This window comes from Mycolicibacterium elephantis DSM 44368 (genome assembly GCF_004014805.1).
Classification (GTDB): domain Bacteria; phylum Actinomycetota; class Actinomycetes; order Mycobacteriales; family Mycobacteriaceae; genus Mycobacterium; species Mycobacterium elephantis.
Genome location: NZ_ATDN01000022.1, coordinates 31546 through 51021, shown reverse-complemented (window position 1 = coordinate 51021; position 19476 = coordinate 31546). Strand labels below are relative to the sequence as shown.

The window sequence follows — 19476 nt, the reverse complement described above, 5'->3', positions numbered from 1 at the left end:
CACCCGAAAGGTGAGCGCCGTTTCGCGCAGGCGAACCTACTTGATGATCTTCGTGACCCGGCCGGCGCCGACGGTACGACCACCCTCGCGGATGGCGAACCGCAGACCCTCGTCCATGGCGACGGGCTGGATCAGCTTGACGGAGATGTCGGTGTTGTCACCGGGCATCACCATCTCGGTGCCCTCCGGCAGTGTCACCACACCGGTCACGTCGGTGGTGCGGAAGTAGAACTGCGGACGGTAGTTGTTGAAGAACGGCGTGTGCCGGCCACCCTCGTCCTTGGACAGGATGTAGACCTGGCCCTCGAACTCGGTGTGCGGCGTGGTGGTGCCGGGCTTGGTCACAACCTGACCGCGCTCGACGTCCTCACGCTTGATGCCGCGCAGCAGCAGGCCGACGTTGTCACCGGCCTGACCCTGGTCGAGCAGCTTGCGGAACATCTCGACGCCGGTGACCGTGGTCTTGGTGGTCTCCGGGCGGATGCCGACGATCTCGACTTCCTCGTTCACGTTGATCACACCGCGCTCGACACGACCGGTGACCACGGTGCCGCGGCCGGTGATCGTGAAGACGTCCTCGACGGGCATCAGGAACGGCTTGTCGGTCTCGCGGACCGGGTCCGGGATCGACTCGTCGACCGCATCCATCAGCTCCTCGATGGACTTGACCCACTTCGGGTCGCCCTCGAGCGCCTTGAGCGCCGACACACGGATGACCGGGGCGTCCTCGTCGAAGTCCTGGGCGGCCAGCAGCTCGCGGACCTCCATCTCGACGAGCTCGATGAGCTCCTCGTCGTCGACCGCGTCGGCCTTGTTCAGCGCCACCAGGATGTAGGGGACGCCGACCTGGCGGGCCAGCAGCACGTGCTCGCGGGTCTGCGGCATCGGGCCGTCGGTCGCGGCGACCACCAGGATCGCGCCGTCCATCTGGGCGGCGCCGGTGATCATGTTCTTGATGTAGTCGGCGTGACCCGGCGCGTCGACGTGCGCGTAGTGGCGCTTCTCGGTCTGGTACTCCACGTGGGAGATGTTGATCGTGATACCGCGCTGCCGCTCCTCAGGCGCATTGTCGATCTGGTCGAACGCGCGCGACTCGTTCAAATCGGGCCACTTGTCGTGCAGAACCTTGGTGATTGCTGCGGTGAGCGTGGTCTTGCCGTGGTCAACGTGACCGATGGTCCCGATGTTGACGTGCGGCTTCGTCCGCTCGAACTTCGCCTTCGCCACTGTGGTGTCCTCCTGGACTGTGTTGGTGCTTGGTAAGCAGTGATCTTTACAGTTATGCGGTCCCGCCAAGTCGGCAGGTCAGAAATTACTGACCTGTCGCCTTCGCGATGATCTCCTTCGACACGTTCGCCGGAACCTCGGCATACGAATCGAACACCATGGAGTAGTTCGCCCGGCCCTGGGTCTTCGACCGAAGGTCTCCGACATAACCGAACATCTCCGACAACGGCACCAGCGCCTTGACGACGCGAGCGCCGCTCCGCTCCTCCATGGCCTGGATCTGACCACGGCGGGAGTTCAGGTCACCGATCACGTCACCCATGTATTCCTCGGGTGTGGTCACTTCGACCGCCATGATCGGCTCGAGGATCACCGGCTGAGCAGCCTGTGCGGCTTTCTTCAGCGCCTGTGAACCTGCAATCTTGAACGCCATCTCCGACGAGTCCACCTCGTGGTAGGCGCCGTCGAGCAGGGTGACCTTCAAGTTCACCAGCGGATAGCCGGCCAGCACGCCGTACTGCATGGCGTCCTGGGCGCCGGCGTCCACCGACGGGATGTACTCCCGCGGGATGCGGCCGCCGGTGACCTTGTTCTCGAACTCGTAGGTCGCCCCGTCCTCACCGACGAACGGCTCGACGGTGATGATGACCTTCGCGAACTGACCCGAGCCACCCGTCTGCTTCTTGTGGGTGTACTCGACGTTCTCGACCTTGCGCTTGATCGTCTCGCGGTAGGCCACCTGCGGCTTGCCGACGTTGGCCTCGACCTTGAATTCGCGCTTCATCCGGTCGACCAGGATGTCGAGGTGCAACTCGCCCATGCCGCCGATGACGGTCTGGCCGGTCTCCTGATCCAGGTGCACCTTGAAGGTCGGGTCCTCTTCGGCGAGCTTCTGGATCGCCATGCCGAGCTTCTCCTGATCGCTCTTGGTCTTGGGCTCGATGGCCACCTCGATCACCGGATCCGGGAACGTCATCGACTCCAGCACGATCTGCTCGTTCGGATCGCACAGGGTGTCGCCGGTGGTGGTGTCCTTCAGGCCGATCACCGCATAGATATGCCCAGCGGAGGCCCGGTCAACCGGGTTCTCCTTGTTGGCGTGCATCTGGAACAGCTTGCCGATCCGCTCCTTCTTGCCCTTGGTGGCGTTGATCACCTGGGATCCGGACTCGACCGTGCCGGAGTACACCCGCACGTAGGTCAGCTTGCCGAAGAACGGGTGCACCGCGATCTTGAACGCCAGCGCCGAGAACGGCTCGTCCACCGACGGCTTGCGGAGGATCTCTTCGTCCTCCTTGCCGGGCACGTGGCCGCGCACGGACTCGACGTCCAGCGGCGACGGCAGATAGTCGATGACGGCGTCGAGCATCGGCTGCACGCCCTTGTTCTTGAACGCGCTGCCGCACAGCACCGGATAGACCTCGCTGGCCACCGTCAACTTGCGGATGGCGGCTTTGATCTCGGCGACGGTCAGCTCCTCGCCGCCGAGGTACTTCTCGAGCAGCTCCTCGTCGGTCTCGGCGACGGCCTCGAGCAGCTCGTTACGGTACTGCTCGGCCTTCTCGGCCAGCTCGGCCGGGATGTCGACGGTCTCATACGTCTCGCCGAGCTTGGTCTCCCCGCGCCAGATCTTGGCGTTCATCTCGACCAGGTCGACGATGCCCTCGAAGTCGGCCTCGGCGCCGATCGGCAGCTGGATCACCAGCGGCTTGGCACCCAGCCGGTCCTTGATGGTCTGCACGGTGAAGTAGAAGTCCGCGCCGATCTTGTCCATCTTGTTGACGAAGCAGATGCGCGGCACGTCGTACTTGTCGGCCTGGCGCCACACCTGCTCGGACTGCGGCTCCACGCCTTCCTTGCCGTCGAACACCGCGACGGCGCCGTCGAGCACGCGCAGGCTGCGCTCCACCTCGACGGTGAAGTCGACGTGGCCGGGGGTGTCGATGATGTTGATCTGGTGGTCGTTCCAGAAGCAGGTCACCGCGGCAGACGTGATCGTGATGCCGCGCTCCTGCTCCTGCTCCATCCAGTCGGTGGTCGACGCGCCATCGTGCGTCTCACCGATCTTGTAGTTGACACCGGTGTAGTACAGGATGCGCTCGGTGGTCGTGGTCTTACCGGCATCGATGTGCGCCATGATGCCGATATTGCGGACCTTGTTGAGGTCGGTCAGCACGTCCTTCTGTGCCACAGAAGTCTTCTCTTTCGCTTAGTTCGCTTTGCTTGCTGTCAGTACCCCGCCGGCCGCACCGCCGAGGGTTCGATCACCAGCGGTAGTGCGCGAAGGCGCGGTTCGCCTCGGCCATCTTGTGGGTGTCCTCACGCCGCTTGACGGAGGCGCCGAGACCGTTGCTGGCGTCGAGGATCTCGTTCGCCAGACGCTCGACCATGGTCTTCTCCCGGCGCTGCCGCGAGAAGCTCACCAGCCAGCGCAGGGCCAAAGTGGTGGACCGGTCCGGACGCACCTCGACGGGAACCTGGTAGGTCGCACCACCGACGCGGCGGCTGCGGACCTCGAGGGACGGTTTGACGTTGTCGAGGGCGCGCTTGAGGGTGATCACCGGATCGGTGCCGGTCTTGTCCCTGGCTTGTTCGAGCGCACCATAAACAATGCGCTCGGCCAGCGATTTCTTCCCGCGCACGAGAACTTTGTTCACCAGTTGGGTGACCAGCTGCGACCCGTAGACCGGGTCGTTCACCAACGGACGCTTGGGCGCGGGTCCCTTCCGCGGCATCAGCTCTTCTCCTTCTTGGCGCCGTAGCGACTGCGTGCCTGCTTGCGGTTCTTCACACCCTGGGTGTCGAGCGAGCCGCGGATGATCTTGTAGCGCACACCCGGCAGGTCCTTCACACGACCGCCGCGCACCAGCACCATGGAGTGTTCCTGCAGGTTGTGGCCCTCGCCCGGGATGTAGGCGGTGACCTCGACCTGGCTGGTCAGCTTCACGCGTGCGACCTTGCGAAGCGCCGAGTTCGGCTTCTTCGGGGTGGTGGTGTACACGCGGGTGCACACGCCGCGGCGCTGCGGGCTGCCCTTGAGGGCGGCGACCCGCACCTTGCCCGGCTTGTCACGGCGCCCTTTGCGGACCAGCTGCTGGATGGTTGGCATCTACCGGCTTTCTGTGTTTCTCTGCTGTTGTCTAAGTCTCTGTACTGCAGTTATGTCCCGTTCACGTACCCCGCGATCGGGTGTGTCGCGCACGCCCGCCTGACAATCCGAAGGCATTGCCGAATTCTCAGGGCTGGCGACGCGCGAATTCGCCCAGCATCAGGCTGCTACGGAATTTGGCTCCGCCGCACGCGCCTTATCTGCCAGGCACGATCGTCCACAATACCAGGGCAGCCCGCGCCGAACCAAACTCGTCGGGCAGGGCCTTCCCGCAGGTCAGACCATAGCTCAGCGACGCTCCATACCGGCAGCCAACCGCATCACCATGTCGGTGAACACCGCGTCGGTGTCGATGCCCTCCATCGCCCCGGTCATTTCCAGCAGCACGAAGCCGTGCATCGCCGACCAGAACTCCAGCGCCGCGTAGAACGCGTCCTCGCCGTCCAGCCCGTAGGACGCCAGCACGTTGATCACGGGTGCGGCGGCCTCCCGGGTGGCCGCGCTGAACTCGGGGTCGTCGCCGCCGAGCGGCATCCGGGTGAACGCCGAGTACCGGCCGGGATGGTGGTGGGCGTAGCTGCGGTAGACGCTGGCCATCACCATCACCGCGTCGTCGCGGGTGCGCCCCTGCCCGGCGGTGTTGAGCATCTCGATGATGTCGCCGACCACCCGCATCCGCACCGTGCGCCGCAGGTCGTCGAGGCTGTGCACGTGGTTGTACAGCGACGGGCCCTTGGTGCCGAGTTGGTTGGCCAAGGCGTTGATGGTCAGCGCGTCCCAGCCCTCCCGGTCCAGAAAGGTCAGGGCGGCGTTGACGATGGAGTCGCGGCTCAGCCTCGCAGGTCGTCGTCCCGCGCTGCGGGCAGGTGGAGACTGCGACTCCGGCTGAGCTGCCATGCGCTTCTCCTCGATCGACGCGGAACCCCGCAGACGGGGCAGCGCAAAATTAACACCTCTAGTTTTACCTGGTCGCGGGACGTCAGTTCACGCGCTTCTGGCTGAGTTGCGCGAGTTGTTCGGTGATCGAACACAGATCGGGCAGCATGGCCGGGTTCATCGTCTGGATCGACCAGGTGATGACGTCCTCGCCCTTGGCCACATAGATGCTGCACGCGTTGCCGTCGTACGCCTTGAAGCCCTTGTTGCCGTCGACCGACAGTTCCTTGAGGGTGCGCCCGGTCTGCTGCTCCAGCGACCGCTCGGTGTCCATGTCGCTGCCGCGGTACCACCACGTCGAGATGCCCATGCCGGCGCCGATCGTGCCGAACGCCGAGTTCTCCTGCCAGAAGCAGCCGGTGTTGCTGACGACCGTCTTGGTGAACATCGCCGGGCCGGCGGCCTCGGCGATGTCGGCGTCGGTGACCCCGTTGCAGTCGACGCTTTCGAAGCCGGATTCGGATCCGGGCGCCGCGTGCGTCGGCGCCGACGGCGGCTCGGTCGCGCAACCGGCCAGCAGGACCGCCACCGCGGCCACCGCCGAGAGAATCTTCCGGCGAGCAGACGCGAACTCCCCCTGAAATGGGCTTTTTTGGGGGTTTTCGCGTCTGCTCGTGAGAGACGGCATGGTCACATTTCCGCCTGCAGGGTCGCCGCAAGCAGCTTCTTGGCGTCGACGCACGGGTCGCCGCCGGCGGGGTCGCGCAGCTGGACCCACCAGCTCAGCACCCCGGTGCCGGCCGCGGCGGTGGCCGAACACGCCGCGCCGGTGACGTCGCGCCGGGCGAGAAACGCCTGGTGTCGTTCGACGACGGTGTCGGTGATCGTGGCGCCGCGGTCGTGGGCCAGCGCGCGTTCGCGGTCCAGGCTGCCGCTCTCGAACCAGGAGAAGGTGACGTCGACCGGCCCGTCGCCGCGCATCAGCACGTACTGGCAGACGGCGCCGCTGTAGGGCCGCACGATGTGGTCAGCGGCCATGGTCTTCTGCACGGCGTCGTCGGCGAGCAGCCCGCAGCGGTCCTGGTCGTAACCGTAGCTGCGGTCGGGATCGGGTACGCCGGGCTGGGCCCGCTGCGCGGTCCCGCTAACGATCTGAGAACAGCCCGCAACGGTCATAGCCGCCGTGACCGCTACGACAGCAACCTGATTGACACGCCATCGCATTGCATCTCACGCTACCCAGCGTCGTGGCCCCTGGCGACTCGTGCGAACCGTCGTCGTCGCTTCGGCCCGCCACGTAGTCTTAGCTCCCATGATGTCGACTGTTGTGGCCAGGACGCTGGCGGCGACGCTGCTGACCGTGCCTGCGCTGGCCGTCGGGCCGCCCGCGGCGACCGCGGAGTTCGGCGACACCCACGTGACGGGGTTGGGCGTCACCAAGACCATCGACTGCCAGAACGCCACGTTGTTCGTCAACGGCGCCAACAACCGGATCACCGCGCTGGGCAGCTGCTGGGCGGTCACCGTGCAGGGCAGCTCGAACTTCGTCGTGGCCGACAACATCGTCAACGACGTGACGGTCTACGGCTGGGATCAGACCGTGCTCTACAAGAACGGCGCCCCGGTGGTGTGGGACCGCGGACGAGAACTGGGAATGACCAACCACGTCGATCGGCTAGTCGCATGAGCATCCGTTTCCTCGCCGTCACAGCAGCCGTCGCGGCCGTCGTCCTCGCGGGCTGCGGCTCGGAGAGCGACGACACCAACACCCCCACCGCCACCGCGGGCACGTCGGGTGCTCAGGTCGAGATCGGCAACACGATCAACTACGGCTCGTTCGGCACCACCGCCGACATCGATTGCGCCGACGGGAAATCGCTCAACATCGGCGGGTCGAACAACACGCTGACCGTCAAGGGCACGTGCGCGAACGTCAACATCGGCGGCGCCGACAACAAGGTCACGTTCGAGCGGATCGAGAAGGAGCTCAGCGTCGTCGGGCTGAACAACACCGTCACTTACACCGACGGCGACCCCAAGATCAACGACACGGGCCGCGACAACCGCATCAACAAGTCGTAAGCCCTGCCCCGCGAGCGTGCGTGTCAGAGGGCGACACGCCGTGCTCCAGCCCAACTTTGCGCACGCTCGCGCACCCGACGGACAGCGGTCAAGCGCTGGCGCCGTGGCGTCCGGCACCAGCCGCGAAACGCGCGGCGCCTTCCAGAGACTCCGCGGCGACGCGCGACAGGCTGCCGAACTCGAAGTCCATCGCCTCGGCCTCCGGCATGCCCCACTGGGTCAGCGCGGACATCCGGTCGGCGCGCATGCACTGCTGCGGCAGCTTCGCCAGTTCGGCCGCGAGTTCTTCTGCCCGCTGGCGGGATTCACCTTTGGGGACAACCTGATTGGCCAGCCCCATCGCCAACGCCTCCGACGCGTCCACGGCACGGCCGGTGAGGATCAGATCCATCGCGCGGCTGTGGCCGATCAGCCGCGGTAGCCGCACGGTGCCGCCGTCGATCAGCGGCACTCCCCACCGGCGGCAGAACACGCCCATGACCGCGTCCTCCTCGACCACGCGCAGGTCGCACCACAGCGCCAGCTCGAGCCCACCCGCGACCGCGTACCCGCTGACCGCCGCGATCACCGGTTTGGACAGCACCATCCGGCTCGGCCCCATCGGACCCGGGCCGGTGCGGTGCACGGGGTTGGCGTCTGGGGTGCCGAACGCCTTGAGATCGGCTCCCGCGCAGAATGTTCCGTTGTCGCCCCACAACACGGCCACGGCCGCCGAGTCGTCCTTGTCGAACGCGTCGAACGCCTCGTACAGCTCCGCGGCGGCGGGACCGTTGACGGCGTTGCGCGCCTCCGGGCGGTTCATGATTACCGTCGTCACCGCGCCGTCCCGCTCGACCCGCACTCCACCGGTCATGTCGCCTCCATCAGTTGTTCGGGTTCGCGCCGCGAACTCAGCTCCGCGGCGAAGGTCGTGTACACCTCGCGCAGCGCCGCACCGGGCCAGTCGTCGGGCAGCAACTCGGCGGGCAGTACGGGATCGGTGAGCAGGTGACGCACGATACCGGCCGCCGCGACGAACCGACCGGGAATATCTGGCGCCGAGTCGATTTCGTCCAGCAGTTCACGGCCCGTCGCCGCCCATTCCGACAGATCCCACAGTTGGGCGGCGAGACCGACCGGGTCGTCGTCGCGGGCGCGCATCACCCGGACGTGGGTCAGCACGTCGGCGGGCGAGACCATGTCGAGGTTGTCCGGACGCAGCCACACACCTTCGCGCAGTTCGGCGAACCTGTTCTGCTGCAACGCCGTCCGCAGCCCGGATCGGGTGCGGGCGTCGGTGCCGACGCTGGTGATCACCAGCATGGTCCAGTCACCGTTCCACTCGCGCAGACGCGGGTTGAGCGCGTCGTCCTGGCGGCGCTGACGGGCCAGTAGCCGGTCCGACAGCCGGTAGCCGTCCCGGTCCCGCACCAGGTCTCCCGCGCTGACCATCCTGGTCAATGCCACCCGGACCGCCGACTCCTTGAGCCCGAAATCGGCTGTGAGCCTGACGAGTTCGCTTGCGGTGGCGCACGCGGGATGCGCGCCGAGCAACACGCTCAGCACCACCGAGCGCGCCGTCATCCGCGAGAGCCTCGGCATCGCTAGACGCCCGACGCCGTCCGGCCGTGATCGCCGAACGGCTCGTCGCGCTGCCGGACCGCCTCACGGAAGCCGTGTTCACGCGACTGCGCGACGAACGCGTGCCCTTCCGGGGTGTGGCGGGCGATGCCGTCGAACACCGTCGAGATCATGGCGCTGTTCGCGGTGCCCTGCGCGTACAGCGCGGAGTTCATCGCCAGCTTGACCATGATGAGCTGGTTGACCGGGACGGCGGCGATCCGCTCGACCAGCCGTTCGGTGCGTTCGTCGAGCTCGTCGGGAGGCGGCGCCTCCACCGCCAGACCCCATTCGGCCGCCTGCGCCCCGGTGATCGAATCCCCGGTCAGCAGCAGTCGTTTCGCGCGCTGATCACCGAGACGATGTGCCCACATCCCGGCCGCCGGGATGCCCCACACCCGGGTGGGCGGATAGCCGATCTTGGCGTCGGCGGCGGCGATCACCTGATCCGCGTGCAACGCGATGTCGGTGCCGCCGGCCACGCAATAGCCGTGGATCTTGACCACCGTCGGCTTGTCGGCGTGCATGAGGCTGGCGAACCCGCGCACGAACCGGCTCATCATCTGGTAGTCGATCATCGGGTCCCACGGCCGATCGGGCAGGTGGTTGATCGCCTGGGTCTTACCGGACAGCACGGTGTCGCGATACGGGCTGCCGCCGCCCGCCGACGACGACCCCTCCGCGTAGGCCGACAGGTCGAAGCCCGCGCAAAAGCCTTCGCCCCGACCGGAAACCAGGATGACGTGCACGTTGGGGTCGAGGTCGGCCCGTTCGACGAGCGCCGATAGTTCCAGTGGCGTGTCCGCGACGATCGCGTTGCCCTTCTCGGGCCTGTTGAACGTGATGCGGGCAACCCGGCCTGTCACCTCGTAGGTCATCGTCTTCAGGTTGTCGAAGTCGACGGGTCTGATCGCGTGCGTCATGAGCAGCCCCACCTCTTCGGCGAGCAGACGTGAAAACCCCTCATTTCACCCTTTTTAGGGGGTTTTCGCGTCTGCTCGCGCAATAGACGGAATAGAGAGGTCATCCCTTGACCAGTGCCCGCTCGAGGATCGGCCCGAGATCCAGTCCGGTGGGCAGGGTTCCGAACGCACCGCCCCACGCGCCGCCCATGCGCGTCGCGAGGAACGCCTCGGCGACCGCGGGGTGGCCGTGGCGCACCAGCAGCGACCCCTGCAGCGCCAGGCAGATGTCCTCGGCGACCTTGCGCGCCCGGTACTGGATCGTCTCGCCGTCACCCAGCGCCGGACGCAGCGCCTGCACGTGCTGGTCCAGCCGCGGGTCGGCGCCCGCCGTCGTGCCGAGTTCGTCGAACAGCACGTCGACGCACTCCGGGCGAGTCACCATGGCGCGCAACGTATCCAACGCGCTGACGTTCCCGGAGCCTTCCCAGATGCCCATCAGCGGCGCTTCGCGGTACAGCCGCGGCATGCCGGAGTCCTCGACGTAGCCGTTGCCGCCCAGACATTCCATCGCCTCGGCGGCATGGGGGGTGGCGCGCTTGCACACCCAGTACTTGCTGGCGGCAAGCCCGATTCGGCGCAGCAGCGTCTCGCGTTCGTCGCCGCGCACGGCGGCGTCGGTGGCGCCGGCCATGCGCATCGCGACGATCGTCGCGGCTTCGGCCTCGACGGCCAAATCGGCCAGCACGTTACGCATCAGCGGCTGATCGATCAGGTACTCGCCGAACGCTTTTCGATGCTGGGCATGGTGGATCGCGCGGGCCAAACCGTTGCGCATGCTGGTCGCGCTGCCCAGGGTGCAGTCCAGCCGGGTGAGGTTGACCATCTCGATGATGGTCTTCACGCCGTTGCCCTCCTCGCCGACCAACCAGGCGATCGCGCCGTCGTATTCGACCTCGCTGGACGCGTTCGCGTGGTTGCCGAGCTTGTCCTTGAGCCGCTGCAGGTACATCCGGTTGCGGCTGCCGTCGGGCAGCACGCGGGGCAGCAGGAAGCAGCTGAGCCCGCCGGGCGCCTGCGCGAGCACGAGGAAGATGTCGCTCATCGGCGCGGACGTGAACCACTTGTGCCCGGTCAGGCTGTAGCTGCCGAAGCCGTTGGGGGTGGCCTGGGTGGTGCCGACGCGCACGTCGGAGCCGCCCTGCTTCTCCGTCATCGACATGCCCGCGGTGATGCCGACCTTGGTGGCGGGCACCTTGAGTTCGGGGTCGTATTCACGACTGGCCAGCAGCGGTTCGTAGACCGCGGCGAGTTCGGGATTGTGACGCAGTGCCGGCACGACGGCGTACGTCATCGAGATCGGGCAGATGTGGCCGGGTTCGGGCGTCCACACCGACGTCTTGGCGGCGCGCACGACGTGCGAGCCGGGCCGGTCGTCGGCCCACGGCGCCGCGTGCAGGCCATGGCCGACGGCGACCTTCATGAGCTCGTGATAGGCGGGGTCGTACTCGACCTCGTCGATGCGATGCCCGTAGCGGTCGTGGGTGTGCAGGATGGGCCGGTTGCGGTCGGCGAGCTCACCCCAGCGCTGCGCCTGCCGCGAACCCGCGAGCGCACCGAGCTCGGTGACCTCCTCGAGGCCCCATTCGCCGCCTTCGCGGATCAGCGCCTCGGTGAGCACCGGCGAGGTGGCGGGGTTGTAGTTCTCCAGGGGCGGGACCTGGTTGGTGACGACGTGCGTGTCTGGCATAGCGCCACTATTACACTTTTTCGACAACCGCACAATGCACGTAACAGCGGTTAGGCCGGCCGGCCGCAGGCGTCCGCGTCGAGCTCGGGGGTGTCGTCGAACCCGTCGGTCTCGGGCTCGGCGGGAGGCGGCCCTTCGGCGTCGCGCGTCCCGCCGGGATCGAGCCGCGCTTCAGGTTCGAGCGGCACCGGCGCCACGTCGGGCTCCCGGGCCTTACGGGCGGCCAACCGCCACCGGAGGCCGACAGCGCCGGCGGATCGTCGCGCCTCGAACCGGTTGAGGCCGGTGACGACGACGAGGGCCAGCACCCAGCCCAACAGGATGTCGACGACGTAGTGCTCGGCGGTGTACACCAGGGTGAACGCCATCACCAACACATAGGTGACCAGCACCGGGCGCCAGCGTCGTTGCACCCGGTTCCACAGGAACATCGCCAGCGCCAGGGACAGCCCGGCATGCAGCGACGGGATCGCCGCCACCAGGTTGACGCTGGCCTGGCCCTGGTCGATCAGCGCGCTGGCCGAGTGCAGGTTGAGCTTGCCCCAGCCGCGCCCGACGATGCGCTCGATCCACGCGTTGGCGCCGTCCTGAGTGGTCTGCAGCGCGCCGAGCAAGCCGCCGTCGGGCGCGTCGCGCGCGGATCTGAACATGCACCGGGGTCCGGCCGGGCCGCCCTCGACGTCGGCGGCGGTGCAGCGCGCGGCCGCCCAGGGCGGAGCGGCGGGCAGCAGCGCGTAGATGACCAGCGCCGCGAAGGACAGGCCGACGAACAACCGCACGAACGACTTCCACTCGTCGCGGTTGCGCAGCCACAGCACCGCCGCGATCGCGTACGGCAGGATGAAGAACGACATGTAGACCGAGCTGATGAAGATCTCCCACCAGGGCGGATGCGGGAGTTTGAGCCGCTCCTGCAGCCATACCGTCGGTACGGTGCCGAAGAACAGCCATCGGTCCGCGTCGATCTGCCAGTGCCACAGCGTCGGGCGCCCGACCAGATCGGCCGCTCCCCTGCTCAGGTCATAGGCGACGAGGACCAACGCGAACGGCAGCCAGTCGCGGATGACGTAGAGCATCCGACGGGCCTGACCGATGCTCGCGGCCAGCAGCCCGGTGGAGATGTAGAGCAGCAACAGTTCCCGGTTGAATGCGAAACCGTCTGTCGCGGTTCGATACACGATGACGACGGCCCAGATCGCGACCGCGAGCCGGCGCACGTACCTGAGTCGGCGTTCACGCGTCTGTTGCGCCTCGAGGGCATGCTGCGACGCGACTGACGCCTCGTCAACCGCAGACACTCCGTTGAATCTAGTTCACCGGACCGTATCGCGTGTTCGACTGCGGTTCGGTTAGCAATTCGTAATCAGCCGCTAGCCGACGTGTTCGCGCAGGAAGGCGATGTCATCCTTGCGGCCTTCGTCGGCCGTTTCGCAGATGACGGGGGCGCCGGCGGCCTCGACCACGGCGACCAGCAACTGCGGGTCGATCTGGCCGGTGCCGAAGTTCGCGTGCCGGTCGGCGCCGGATCCGGCGGCATCACGCGAGTCGTTGCAGTGCACGAGGTCGATGCGGCCGGTGATGGCCTTGATCCGGTCGACGGCGTCGATCAGCGCTTCGCCGGCCGCCCAGGCGTGGCAGGTGTCCAGGCAGAAGCCGATGCCCTTGTCGCCGATGTGTTCCCACAGCCGGGCGATGGTGTCGAAATGGCGGGCCATCGCGTGGTCACCGCCCGCGGTGTTCTCCAGGTAGACGGGCACGTCGGTCTCGAGGTAGTCCAGCGCCTTGACCCAGCGCTCGAAGCCGGCCTCCCAGTCCTTGTCGTCGGCGTGGCCCCCGTGCACGATGACCGCCGTCGCGTTGATCTCCGCGGCCGCGTCGCAGGTGTCCTGCAGGATCTTGCGCGACGGGATCCGCACCCGGTTGTTGGCCGACGCGACGTTGATGAGGTACGGCGCGTGGACGTAGAGCGGTATGCCCGACGCCTTGAGCACCTCGGAGTCCTCGCGTGGCTTGGGTTTCTTCCAGCTCTGCGGGTTACCCAGGAAGAACTGCACGACGTCGGCGCCGTCAGCCCCTGCGGCGGCCAGGGGATCGTCTGAGCGCACGTGCGAACCGATGAGCACGACGCCAGTCTAGGCAAGCCGTCCGACAACCCGCCGAGGGTCGCGAACGTGGGTTACCCGCACGCGATCGTCGAGGTTCGCGTGACACGACCCCACACTCGGCGCCCTTGATATTGCGCCCGGCCCACTCGCGCCCTATTGTCGAACCGTACCGTTCGGTTCGGCTCGTTGAGAGGGGCGAGATGGCGGCAAACGCGCACGACGACGTCAAGGTCCAGCAGATCCGCCGGGCCGCGCACACCTTGTTCCTGCGTCACGGCTTCGCGGGTGTGAGCACCGCGGCGCTGGCCAAAGAGGCCGGCGTATCCAAGGAGACCTTGTACTCCCGCTTCCCCAACAAGGACGCCGTGCTCGCCGACGTGCTGGAACATCTCATCGCCCTGGGTGACAGCGACGACGACGCCGACGTTCCCGCCCCGAAAACCCTCGCGGACCTCCGGCAGGCATTCCGGTCGCTTGCGCACGAGCTCGGCGGCCAGCTCATTCAGCGCGACTACATCGAGCTGGTGCGCATCGTCGTCGCCGAAACACCGCGGCTCCCCCACGTCGGCGAGATCTTCCGGCGTTCGGTGCCCCAACGCGCATTTCAACGCACCGGTCAACTTCTCGCCGCCGGCAAGCAGGCCGGTCTCGTCGGCGACGTCGACGTGACGACCGCGGCGCGAATGTTCCTGGGCCCGTTGGTCTTGCACACCCTGCTCAACCTGCTATTGGTCGCGCCCAGCGAGAACGAATCCCCCGTACCGCCCATCGACGTCGATGAGCACGTCGACCTGTTCCTCGCGGCCATCACCGCGCCGAAGCCGAACCCGTAAGGAGGACACATGAATTCCGATGCACTGGTGGTCGGCGCCGGCCCGACCGGCCTGACGATGGCCGTCGAACTGGCACGCCGCGGGGTCGACGTGCGCGTCATCGACGCCGCGCCCGCACCCACCGCCGAGACCAGAGCCCTTGGCGTGCAACCCCGGACACTCGAGCTCTTCGAACGTCTCGGCATCGCCGACGCCGCAGCCGCCGAGGGCGTTGGAGTCACCGACTTCAAGGTGTTCAGCGAGGGAAAGCAGTTCCTGCACCTCGACTTACGCGGTTTGGACAGTCCATACCCCTATCTGCTGATGCTGCAGCAGCCGCGGGTCGAAGCACTGCTGAAAGCCAGCCTCGAGAGCCTCGGCGTCACGGTGGAGCGCCCCGTTGAATTGGTCACGCTGAGACAGGAATCCGATGCGGTCGAGGTGCAACTGCGACACGGCGACGGCAGCGTAGAACACGCGTGGACGTCGTGGCTGATTGGTTGCGACGGGGCGCACAGCACGGTCCGGCATCAGTTGGGGGTGCCGTTCGTCGGCGCAGCGTTCGAAGAGAACTTCGCGGTCGCCGATGTGGAGATGGACTGGTCATTGCCGCACAACGTATTTCACGCGTTCCTCAACCGGGGCACCTTCGTCGCCTACTTCCCGATGCCGGGTGGGCTGCATCGGCTCACCATCGCCTACCGACCGGGCCAGACCCCCACCGGCGACGTCACCTACGACGAGTTGCAAGTCGCCGTCGACCGCGCCGCACCCCCAGGGGCGCGCATCGCAAAAGTCCACTACGCCGGACGCTTCCAGATTCACCAACGCAAAGTCGCCCGCCACTCCGTCGGTCGGGTGTTCCTCGCGGGCGACGCGGCACACGTGCACTCCGTGGTGGGCGGACAGGGCATGAACACCGGCATCCAGGACGCGTTCAACCTCGGTTGGAAACTCGCCGCGGTGGTCAACGGGCACGCAGACCCGCGTCTTCTGGATTCCTACGCCGGTGAGCGCGCGCCCGTCGCGCACAGGCTGGTCAAGGGGACGCGCCGCGCGACTCGGATGACGCTGTTGCGCAACCCGATTGCGACAGTGGCGCGGCGTCACATCGCCCCGCACATCACCCCGCGACCGGGCATCCAGCGGGTGTTGAGGCGCGCGTTGACACAGCTTGACGTCTCCTACCGTGACGGCACCGGCGGCACCAACGACGACCGGCTCGCCGTCGGTGACCGGTTCCCCGACACCGGGCTGCTCCACCCGACGAAGTACACCCTGCTGGTGAACCGTGCCGAGGCGTCGTGCCACCCGGATCTGGTCGACGTGCGTCACGTCGAAAACGGCACCGGGCTGACCCTGGTCCGGCCCGACGGCTACATCGCGGCCCTGGATTCAGACGCCGCGGCTGTCTACTTCGAAACGACTTTCGGGCAAAGGAAATTGGTATGAAAGCGATCCGGATGCACGGTATCGGCGGGCCGGAGGTCCTGCGCCTCGACGACGTCGACCAGCCCAGCCCCCGCGCGGGACAGGTCCTGGTGAAGGTTGAGGCCGCTGGCGTGGCATACGGCGACGTCATGAAACGCCAGGGCGCCTTCGGCCAGGACCTGCCGCTGCCCGCGGGACTCGGACTTCAAATCGCCGGCGTCGTCGCAGATCTCGGCGCTGGTGTGCCTCAACCGGTTCCGGGCACGCGGGTGATCGCGTGGGTGGAGGACGGGTATGCGGAGTACGCCGTCGCACCGCACACCGCCGTCGTCGCGATCCCGGACGGTGTCGACTCCTCGGTGGCCGCGGTGTTGCCGGTGCAGGGCCTGACCGCGTATCAGACGTTGGTGGATGCCGGAAACCTGCAAGCGGGCGAGTCGGTTCTCGTGCACGCCGGCGCCGGTGGTGTGGGCGGTCTCAGCGTGCAGCTGGCGCGACTATCGGGCGCGGACGTCGTGATCGGAACAGCAAGCAGACCCGAAAAACTGGCGCACATCGTGGGACTCGGTGCTTTCGCCGTCGACTACACCCGCGACGACTGGCCACTTCGCGTCCGTGAAGCCGCCGCCGGGTGCGGCGTGGACCTCGTGCTCGACTCCGTCGGCGGAACGGTGGCGTCGCGCAGCCTGGACTGCCTGGCACCGTTCGGCCGAATGGTCAGTTTCGGCGCCGCGAGCGGTACGCCCGCCGACATCGCAACCACGGCGCTGATGCCCAACAACCTGTCGGTCATTGGATACTCGCTCGGCGTTCGGCCGGACCGCATAACCGGCGTCGAAACCCTTCTCAGGCACGTCGCCTCCGGCCAGCTCACTATTTCGGTGACACAACAGCTTTCGCTCAAGAACGCCTCGGAGGCCCATCGCGCCATCGCCGAGCGTCGCACCGTCGGCGCCACCGTGCTGGTGCCCTGAACCAGTTCTCAACGAAGGAGGTTCGCAATGCCTGCACCACGATGGGTTGCCCGCGCCAACAAGAAGGTGCTCAACCGGGTGACCAAGTTCATCGCGCCGTGGGCCCCCGGATGGGCGGTCGTGATTCACCGCGGCCGCAAGTCCCAGCGCCTCTACCGGACGCCGCTGTGGGCGTTTCGGCGTGGAGACGGCTTCGTCATCGCCTTGACGTATGGCTCCCAAGCCGACTGGGTTCGCAACGTGCTCGCCGCCGACGGCTGTGAAATCGAGAGCCGACGCCGGCGCTACCAGGTCGGCTCGCCGCGTGTCTTCTACGACGAGGACGCCACGGACATGGCGGCGTTCATCCGGTTCATGCTGCGCAAGGTGATCAAGGCGCCGGACTTCCTGCGCGTCGACGTGGTGCAGGAGCTGCCGGTCGCCACCTAGCCCACGCGCGCCGAGTGTGGGGTTCTGTAACGCCATCCGCGCGATGGGCGTGCGGGTAACCCACGTTCGGCAGCCGCGGCCGCCTACCCTCGAAGCGTGGCATCTGGAGGCGACCGGCCGCCCTTCTCGTCGTGGCTCGATACCGTCGCCTCCGCCGGTACGACGCTGCGGCGACGTGCGCTGTCCACACTGAACCGTGCTCCCTGGCCGGTACGACAGGCGGGCCGGCTGATCGTTCGCACCGTCGACGACACCTTTCGCGACCGCGTGCCCGGGCTGGCCGCGGAGGTCGCGCTGTTCTCGTTGATATCGCTGCCGTCGCTGCTGATTGCGGTCCTCGGCTCGCTCGGGTTCATCGCCGAAGCGCTCGGCCCCGAAGGCAGCGCCGAACTGCATCGCCTGCTGCTCGAGGCGCCCAGCTCGTTTCTGAGCGAGCGAACCTTCCAGTCCTACAGCCGCGTCGTCGAAGCCGGGCTCGCGCAAAGCCGCGGCAGCGTGATCTCGATCGGCATCGTACTCAGCCTGTGGACCGGGTCGCGGGCGGTGAACCGGTACCTGGAGACCATCACCATCGCCTACGGCGTCGAGCCCAGGCCGGCGTGGCGACGACGGCTGCTGGCGCTGACACTGACCGTCGCAGGGCTCATCGGGGCGGCGGCAATCCTGCCGCCGCTGGTGTTCGGACCCGACCTCGTGACGTGGGTGACGCCAGATCCGTTGACGGCCACCACATTACGGGCACTGGATCTGCTGTTCTGGCCGGTGATCGCGCTGCTGATCCTGATCGGACTGGTCACGCTGTATCACTTCGGCGTGCCCTGGCGAACGCCCTGGCGCCGCGACATCCCCGGGGCGCTGCTGGCGATGGCGCTCTGGCTGATCGCGTCGGCGGGGCTGCGGGCGTACCTGTCGGTCAGCGCGCGCGACGACGCGGTGTACGGCCAGCTCGCCGTGCCGATCGCGGTGGTCCTCTGGCTCTACATCACCGCATTCGCGGTGCTGCTCGGCGCGGAGTTCAACGCCGAGATCGAGAAGATGTGGCCGCACGAGAAGCACCCCTGGCGCCTGCGCCGACGGGCACGCTAGTACAGCCAGCCGACGAGCGCGCTAGCCCGCGAGCAGACGCGTACACCCCCATTTTGGGCGGAAATTGGGGGTGTACGCGTCTGCTCACCCAGCGAGTCGAGCCCGCTCCAGATGTCCGCCGATGCGCCGCACCAACTCATACGGGTGTTTACGGACGTCGTCGACGACCATCGGTACGGCGGTCCACCCGCATTCGGCCAACCGGGCGGCCTTCATGCGGTCGTGTTTCCACCCGTCCGGGTTGGCGTGCCACTCGATGCTGTCATACTCGGCGACTACTTTCGCGTCGAGCCAGGCGAAGTCGACTCGCCACAGTCTGCCGTGCAGGTCGACGATCTCGAACTGCAGTTCCGGCCGCGGCAGACCCCCATCGATGAAGACAAGCCGCGCTTCGCTCTCCATCGGCGACTCGCTCCGGCCATCCGCAAGCTGCACAAGTTCGCGGACTTGAACGATGCCGCGTCGTCCCTTCTGTTCGTCGACTGCCGCTACCAGTTCCGGCTGTGTGCAGCATCCGGAATGCAGTGCGGCGTCGAGTGCAGCGAGCGCCCGCGGGCGGCGCAAGGTTCGCGCGATCTCTACCGCCGTCCAGGCCGGCGCCGTTGCCACCCGACCGCCAACGATACTCAGAGGGGCGCCAAGTCGCTGATGAACCATGACGTCGGCCGACGGCCGCATACGAATTCCGGGGTCGAGAACATGTATCCGTTCATCGGGTTCGGTGTCGAAGCCGTACATCTCGGCGGCCGTCTGCATGCAGACAACAACGCGTTTACCGCACGCCAAGTCGAGTGCGGCGAGCCTGCCGGCCACACCGGGCGGCGTCATCGTGTACACACCACGCCGGACGCGGATCAACCTGCCCGCTCGGACGGCGCACTCGAGCGTCTTGGGTGAGACCACCGCGAGCAGTTGTCGAGTGGTGGCCACGCCCCCGTTGGCGGCGAGTACACCTTCCACAGCGTCCAGCGACATGCCATGCATATTCGCGGGCAACCGCCCGCGACGGAAGGCCGCATGCCGAAAGCCTGTGGATAACCCTCCGGACTACGCGGCGAACAGACGCAAAAACCCCCAAAACCGTGGGATTTTGG

The 19476-nt window shown here is 67.1% G+C and carries 21 protein-coding genes; 7 read left to right on the top strand and 14 right to left on the bottom strand.

What is annotated here, in order from left to right:
• Positions 1-36: 36 nt before the first annotated feature.
• The 7 genes from tuf to MELE44368_RS15885 form a co-directional block, all read right to left on the bottom strand.
• Positions 37-1227, bottom strand: coding sequence for an elongation factor Tu (gene tuf, locus MELE44368_RS15915; RefSeq protein ID WP_128109368.1), 1191 nt, complete (start codon positions 1225-1227; stop codon positions 37-39).
• Positions 1228-1312: 85 nt separating this feature from the next.
• Entirely contained in the window at positions 1313-3418 is a 2106-nt protein-coding gene (gene fusA / locus MELE44368_RS15910; RefSeq protein ID WP_128109367.1) for an elongation factor G, read from the bottom strand.
• Positions 3419-3491: 73 nt separating this feature from the next.
• The gene (gene rpsG, locus MELE44368_RS15905; protein WP_128109366.1) at positions 3492-3962 is read right to left on the bottom strand and encodes a 30S ribosomal protein S7; all 471 of its coding nucleotides are present in this window, start codon (positions 3960-3962) and stop codon (positions 3492-3494) included.
• Complete coding sequence (gene rpsL, locus MELE44368_RS15900; RefSeq protein ID WP_128109365.1) at positions 3962-4336, bottom strand: 30S ribosomal protein S12; 375 nt, start codon at positions 4334-4336, stop codon at positions 3962-3964. The genes rpsG and rpsL overlap by 1 nt, the downstream gene beginning before the upstream one ends.
• A 288-nt stretch (positions 4337-4624) precedes the next feature.
• A complete protein-coding gene (locus MELE44368_RS15895; RefSeq protein WP_128109364.1) occupies positions 4625-5233 on the bottom strand; it encodes a TetR/AcrR family transcriptional regulator in 609 nt (202 codons plus the stop codon).
• Between the two features lie 82 nt (positions 5234-5315).
• Positions 5316-5810, bottom strand: a complete 495-nt coding sequence (locus MELE44368_RS15890) for a DUF3558 domain-containing protein (RefSeq protein WP_241566647.1) — start codon at positions 5808-5810, stop codon at positions 5316-5318.
• Positions 5811-5902: 92 nt separating this feature from the next.
• Positions 5903-6436 (bottom strand): DUF3558 domain-containing protein, encoded by a 534-nt coding sequence (locus MELE44368_RS15885; protein ID WP_128109362.1) that lies wholly within the window; start codon positions 6434-6436, stop codon positions 5903-5905.
• A gap of 88 nt (positions 6437-6524) precedes the next feature.
• On the opposite strand from MELE44368_RS15885, the gene MELE44368_RS15880 reads away from it, so the two are divergent.
• Together MELE44368_RS15880 and MELE44368_RS15875 are read left to right on the top strand one after the other, a co-directional pair.
• Positions 6525-6899 (top strand): DUF3060 domain-containing protein, encoded by a 375-nt coding sequence (locus tag MELE44368_RS15880; RefSeq protein WP_128109361.1) that lies wholly within the window; start codon positions 6525-6527, stop codon positions 6897-6899.
• Complete coding sequence (locus tag MELE44368_RS15875) at positions 6896-7294, top strand: DUF3060 domain-containing protein (RefSeq protein WP_128109360.1); 399 nt, start codon at positions 6896-6898, stop codon at positions 7292-7294. The genes MELE44368_RS15880 and MELE44368_RS15875 overlap by 4 nt, the downstream gene beginning before the upstream one ends.
• Positions 7295-7382: 88 nt before the next feature.
• On the opposite strand, the gene MELE44368_RS15870 is transcribed toward MELE44368_RS15875, so the two are convergent.
• The 6 genes from MELE44368_RS15870 to MELE44368_RS15845 form a co-directional block, all read right to left on the bottom strand.
• Positions 7383-8147, bottom strand: coding sequence for a crotonase/enoyl-CoA hydratase family protein (locus tag MELE44368_RS15870; RefSeq protein WP_128109359.1), 765 nt, complete (start codon positions 8145-8147; stop codon positions 7383-7385).
• A complete protein-coding gene (locus MELE44368_RS15865) occupies positions 8144-8857 on the bottom strand; it encodes a PaaX family transcriptional regulator C-terminal domain-containing protein (protein WP_409366130.1) in 714 nt (237 codons plus the stop codon). The genes MELE44368_RS15870 and MELE44368_RS15865 overlap by 4 nt, the downstream gene beginning before the upstream one ends.
• 20 nt (positions 8858-8877) lie before the next feature.
• On the bottom strand, positions 8878-9816 hold the full coding sequence (locus MELE44368_RS15860) for a crotonase/enoyl-CoA hydratase family protein (RefSeq protein ID WP_128109357.1): 939 nt from the start codon (positions 9814-9816) through the stop codon (positions 8878-8880).
• A gap of 100 nt (positions 9817-9916) precedes the next feature.
• The gene (locus tag MELE44368_RS15855) at positions 9917-11545 is read right to left on the bottom strand and encodes an acyl-CoA dehydrogenase family protein (protein WP_128109356.1); all 1629 of its coding nucleotides are present in this window, start codon (positions 11543-11545) and stop codon (positions 9917-9919) included.
• Between the two features lie 50 nt (positions 11546-11595).
• Positions 11596-12843: a phosphatase PAP2 family protein gene (locus MELE44368_RS15850; RefSeq protein ID WP_128109355.1), complete on the bottom strand. Its 1248-nt coding sequence runs from the start codon at positions 12841-12843 to the stop codon at positions 11596-11598.
• 72 nt (positions 12844-12915) lie between these two features.
• Positions 12916-13668, bottom strand: coding sequence for a deoxyribonuclease IV (locus tag MELE44368_RS15845; RefSeq protein ID WP_128109354.1), 753 nt, complete (start codon positions 13666-13668; stop codon positions 12916-12918).
• A 182-nt stretch (positions 13669-13850) separates the two neighbouring features.
• Here MELE44368_RS15845 and MELE44368_RS15840 point away from each other — a divergent pair, with 182 nt between their 5' ends.
• The 5 genes from MELE44368_RS15840 (at position 13851) to MELE44368_RS15820 (ending at position 18382) form a co-directional block, all read left to right on the top strand.
• Positions 13851-14483, top strand: a complete 633-nt coding sequence (locus tag MELE44368_RS15840; RefSeq protein ID WP_128109353.1) for a TetR/AcrR family transcriptional regulator — start codon at positions 13851-13853, stop codon at positions 14481-14483.
• Positions 14484-14492: 9 nt separating this feature from the next.
• Complete coding sequence (locus MELE44368_RS15835; RefSeq protein WP_128109352.1) at positions 14493-15914, top strand: FAD-dependent oxidoreductase; 1422 nt, start codon at positions 14493-14495, stop codon at positions 15912-15914.
• On the top strand, positions 15911-16867 hold the full coding sequence (locus tag MELE44368_RS15830; RefSeq protein ID WP_128109351.1) for a quinone oxidoreductase family protein: 957 nt from the start codon (positions 15911-15913) through the stop codon (positions 16865-16867). The genes MELE44368_RS15835 and MELE44368_RS15830 overlap by 4 nt, the downstream gene beginning before the upstream one ends.
• Before the next feature lie 27 nt (positions 16868-16894).
• Complete coding sequence (locus MELE44368_RS15825) at positions 16895-17296, top strand: nitroreductase family deazaflavin-dependent oxidoreductase (protein WP_128109350.1); 402 nt, start codon at positions 16895-16897, stop codon at positions 17294-17296.
• Positions 17297-17392: 96 nt separating this feature from the next.
• Positions 17393-18382 (top strand): YihY/virulence factor BrkB family protein, encoded by a 990-nt coding sequence (locus tag MELE44368_RS15820; RefSeq protein ID WP_128109349.1) that lies wholly within the window; start codon positions 17393-17395, stop codon positions 18380-18382.
• Positions 18383-18466: 84 nt separating this feature from the next.
• Here MELE44368_RS15820 and MELE44368_RS15815 read toward each other — a convergent pair whose 3' ends face one another.
• The gene (locus tag MELE44368_RS15815) at positions 18467-19357 is read right to left on the bottom strand and encodes a type IV toxin-antitoxin system AbiEi family antitoxin domain-containing protein (RefSeq protein WP_128109348.1); all 891 of its coding nucleotides are present in this window, start codon (positions 19355-19357) and stop codon (positions 18467-18469) included.
• Positions 19358-19476: the final 119 nt, after the last annotated feature.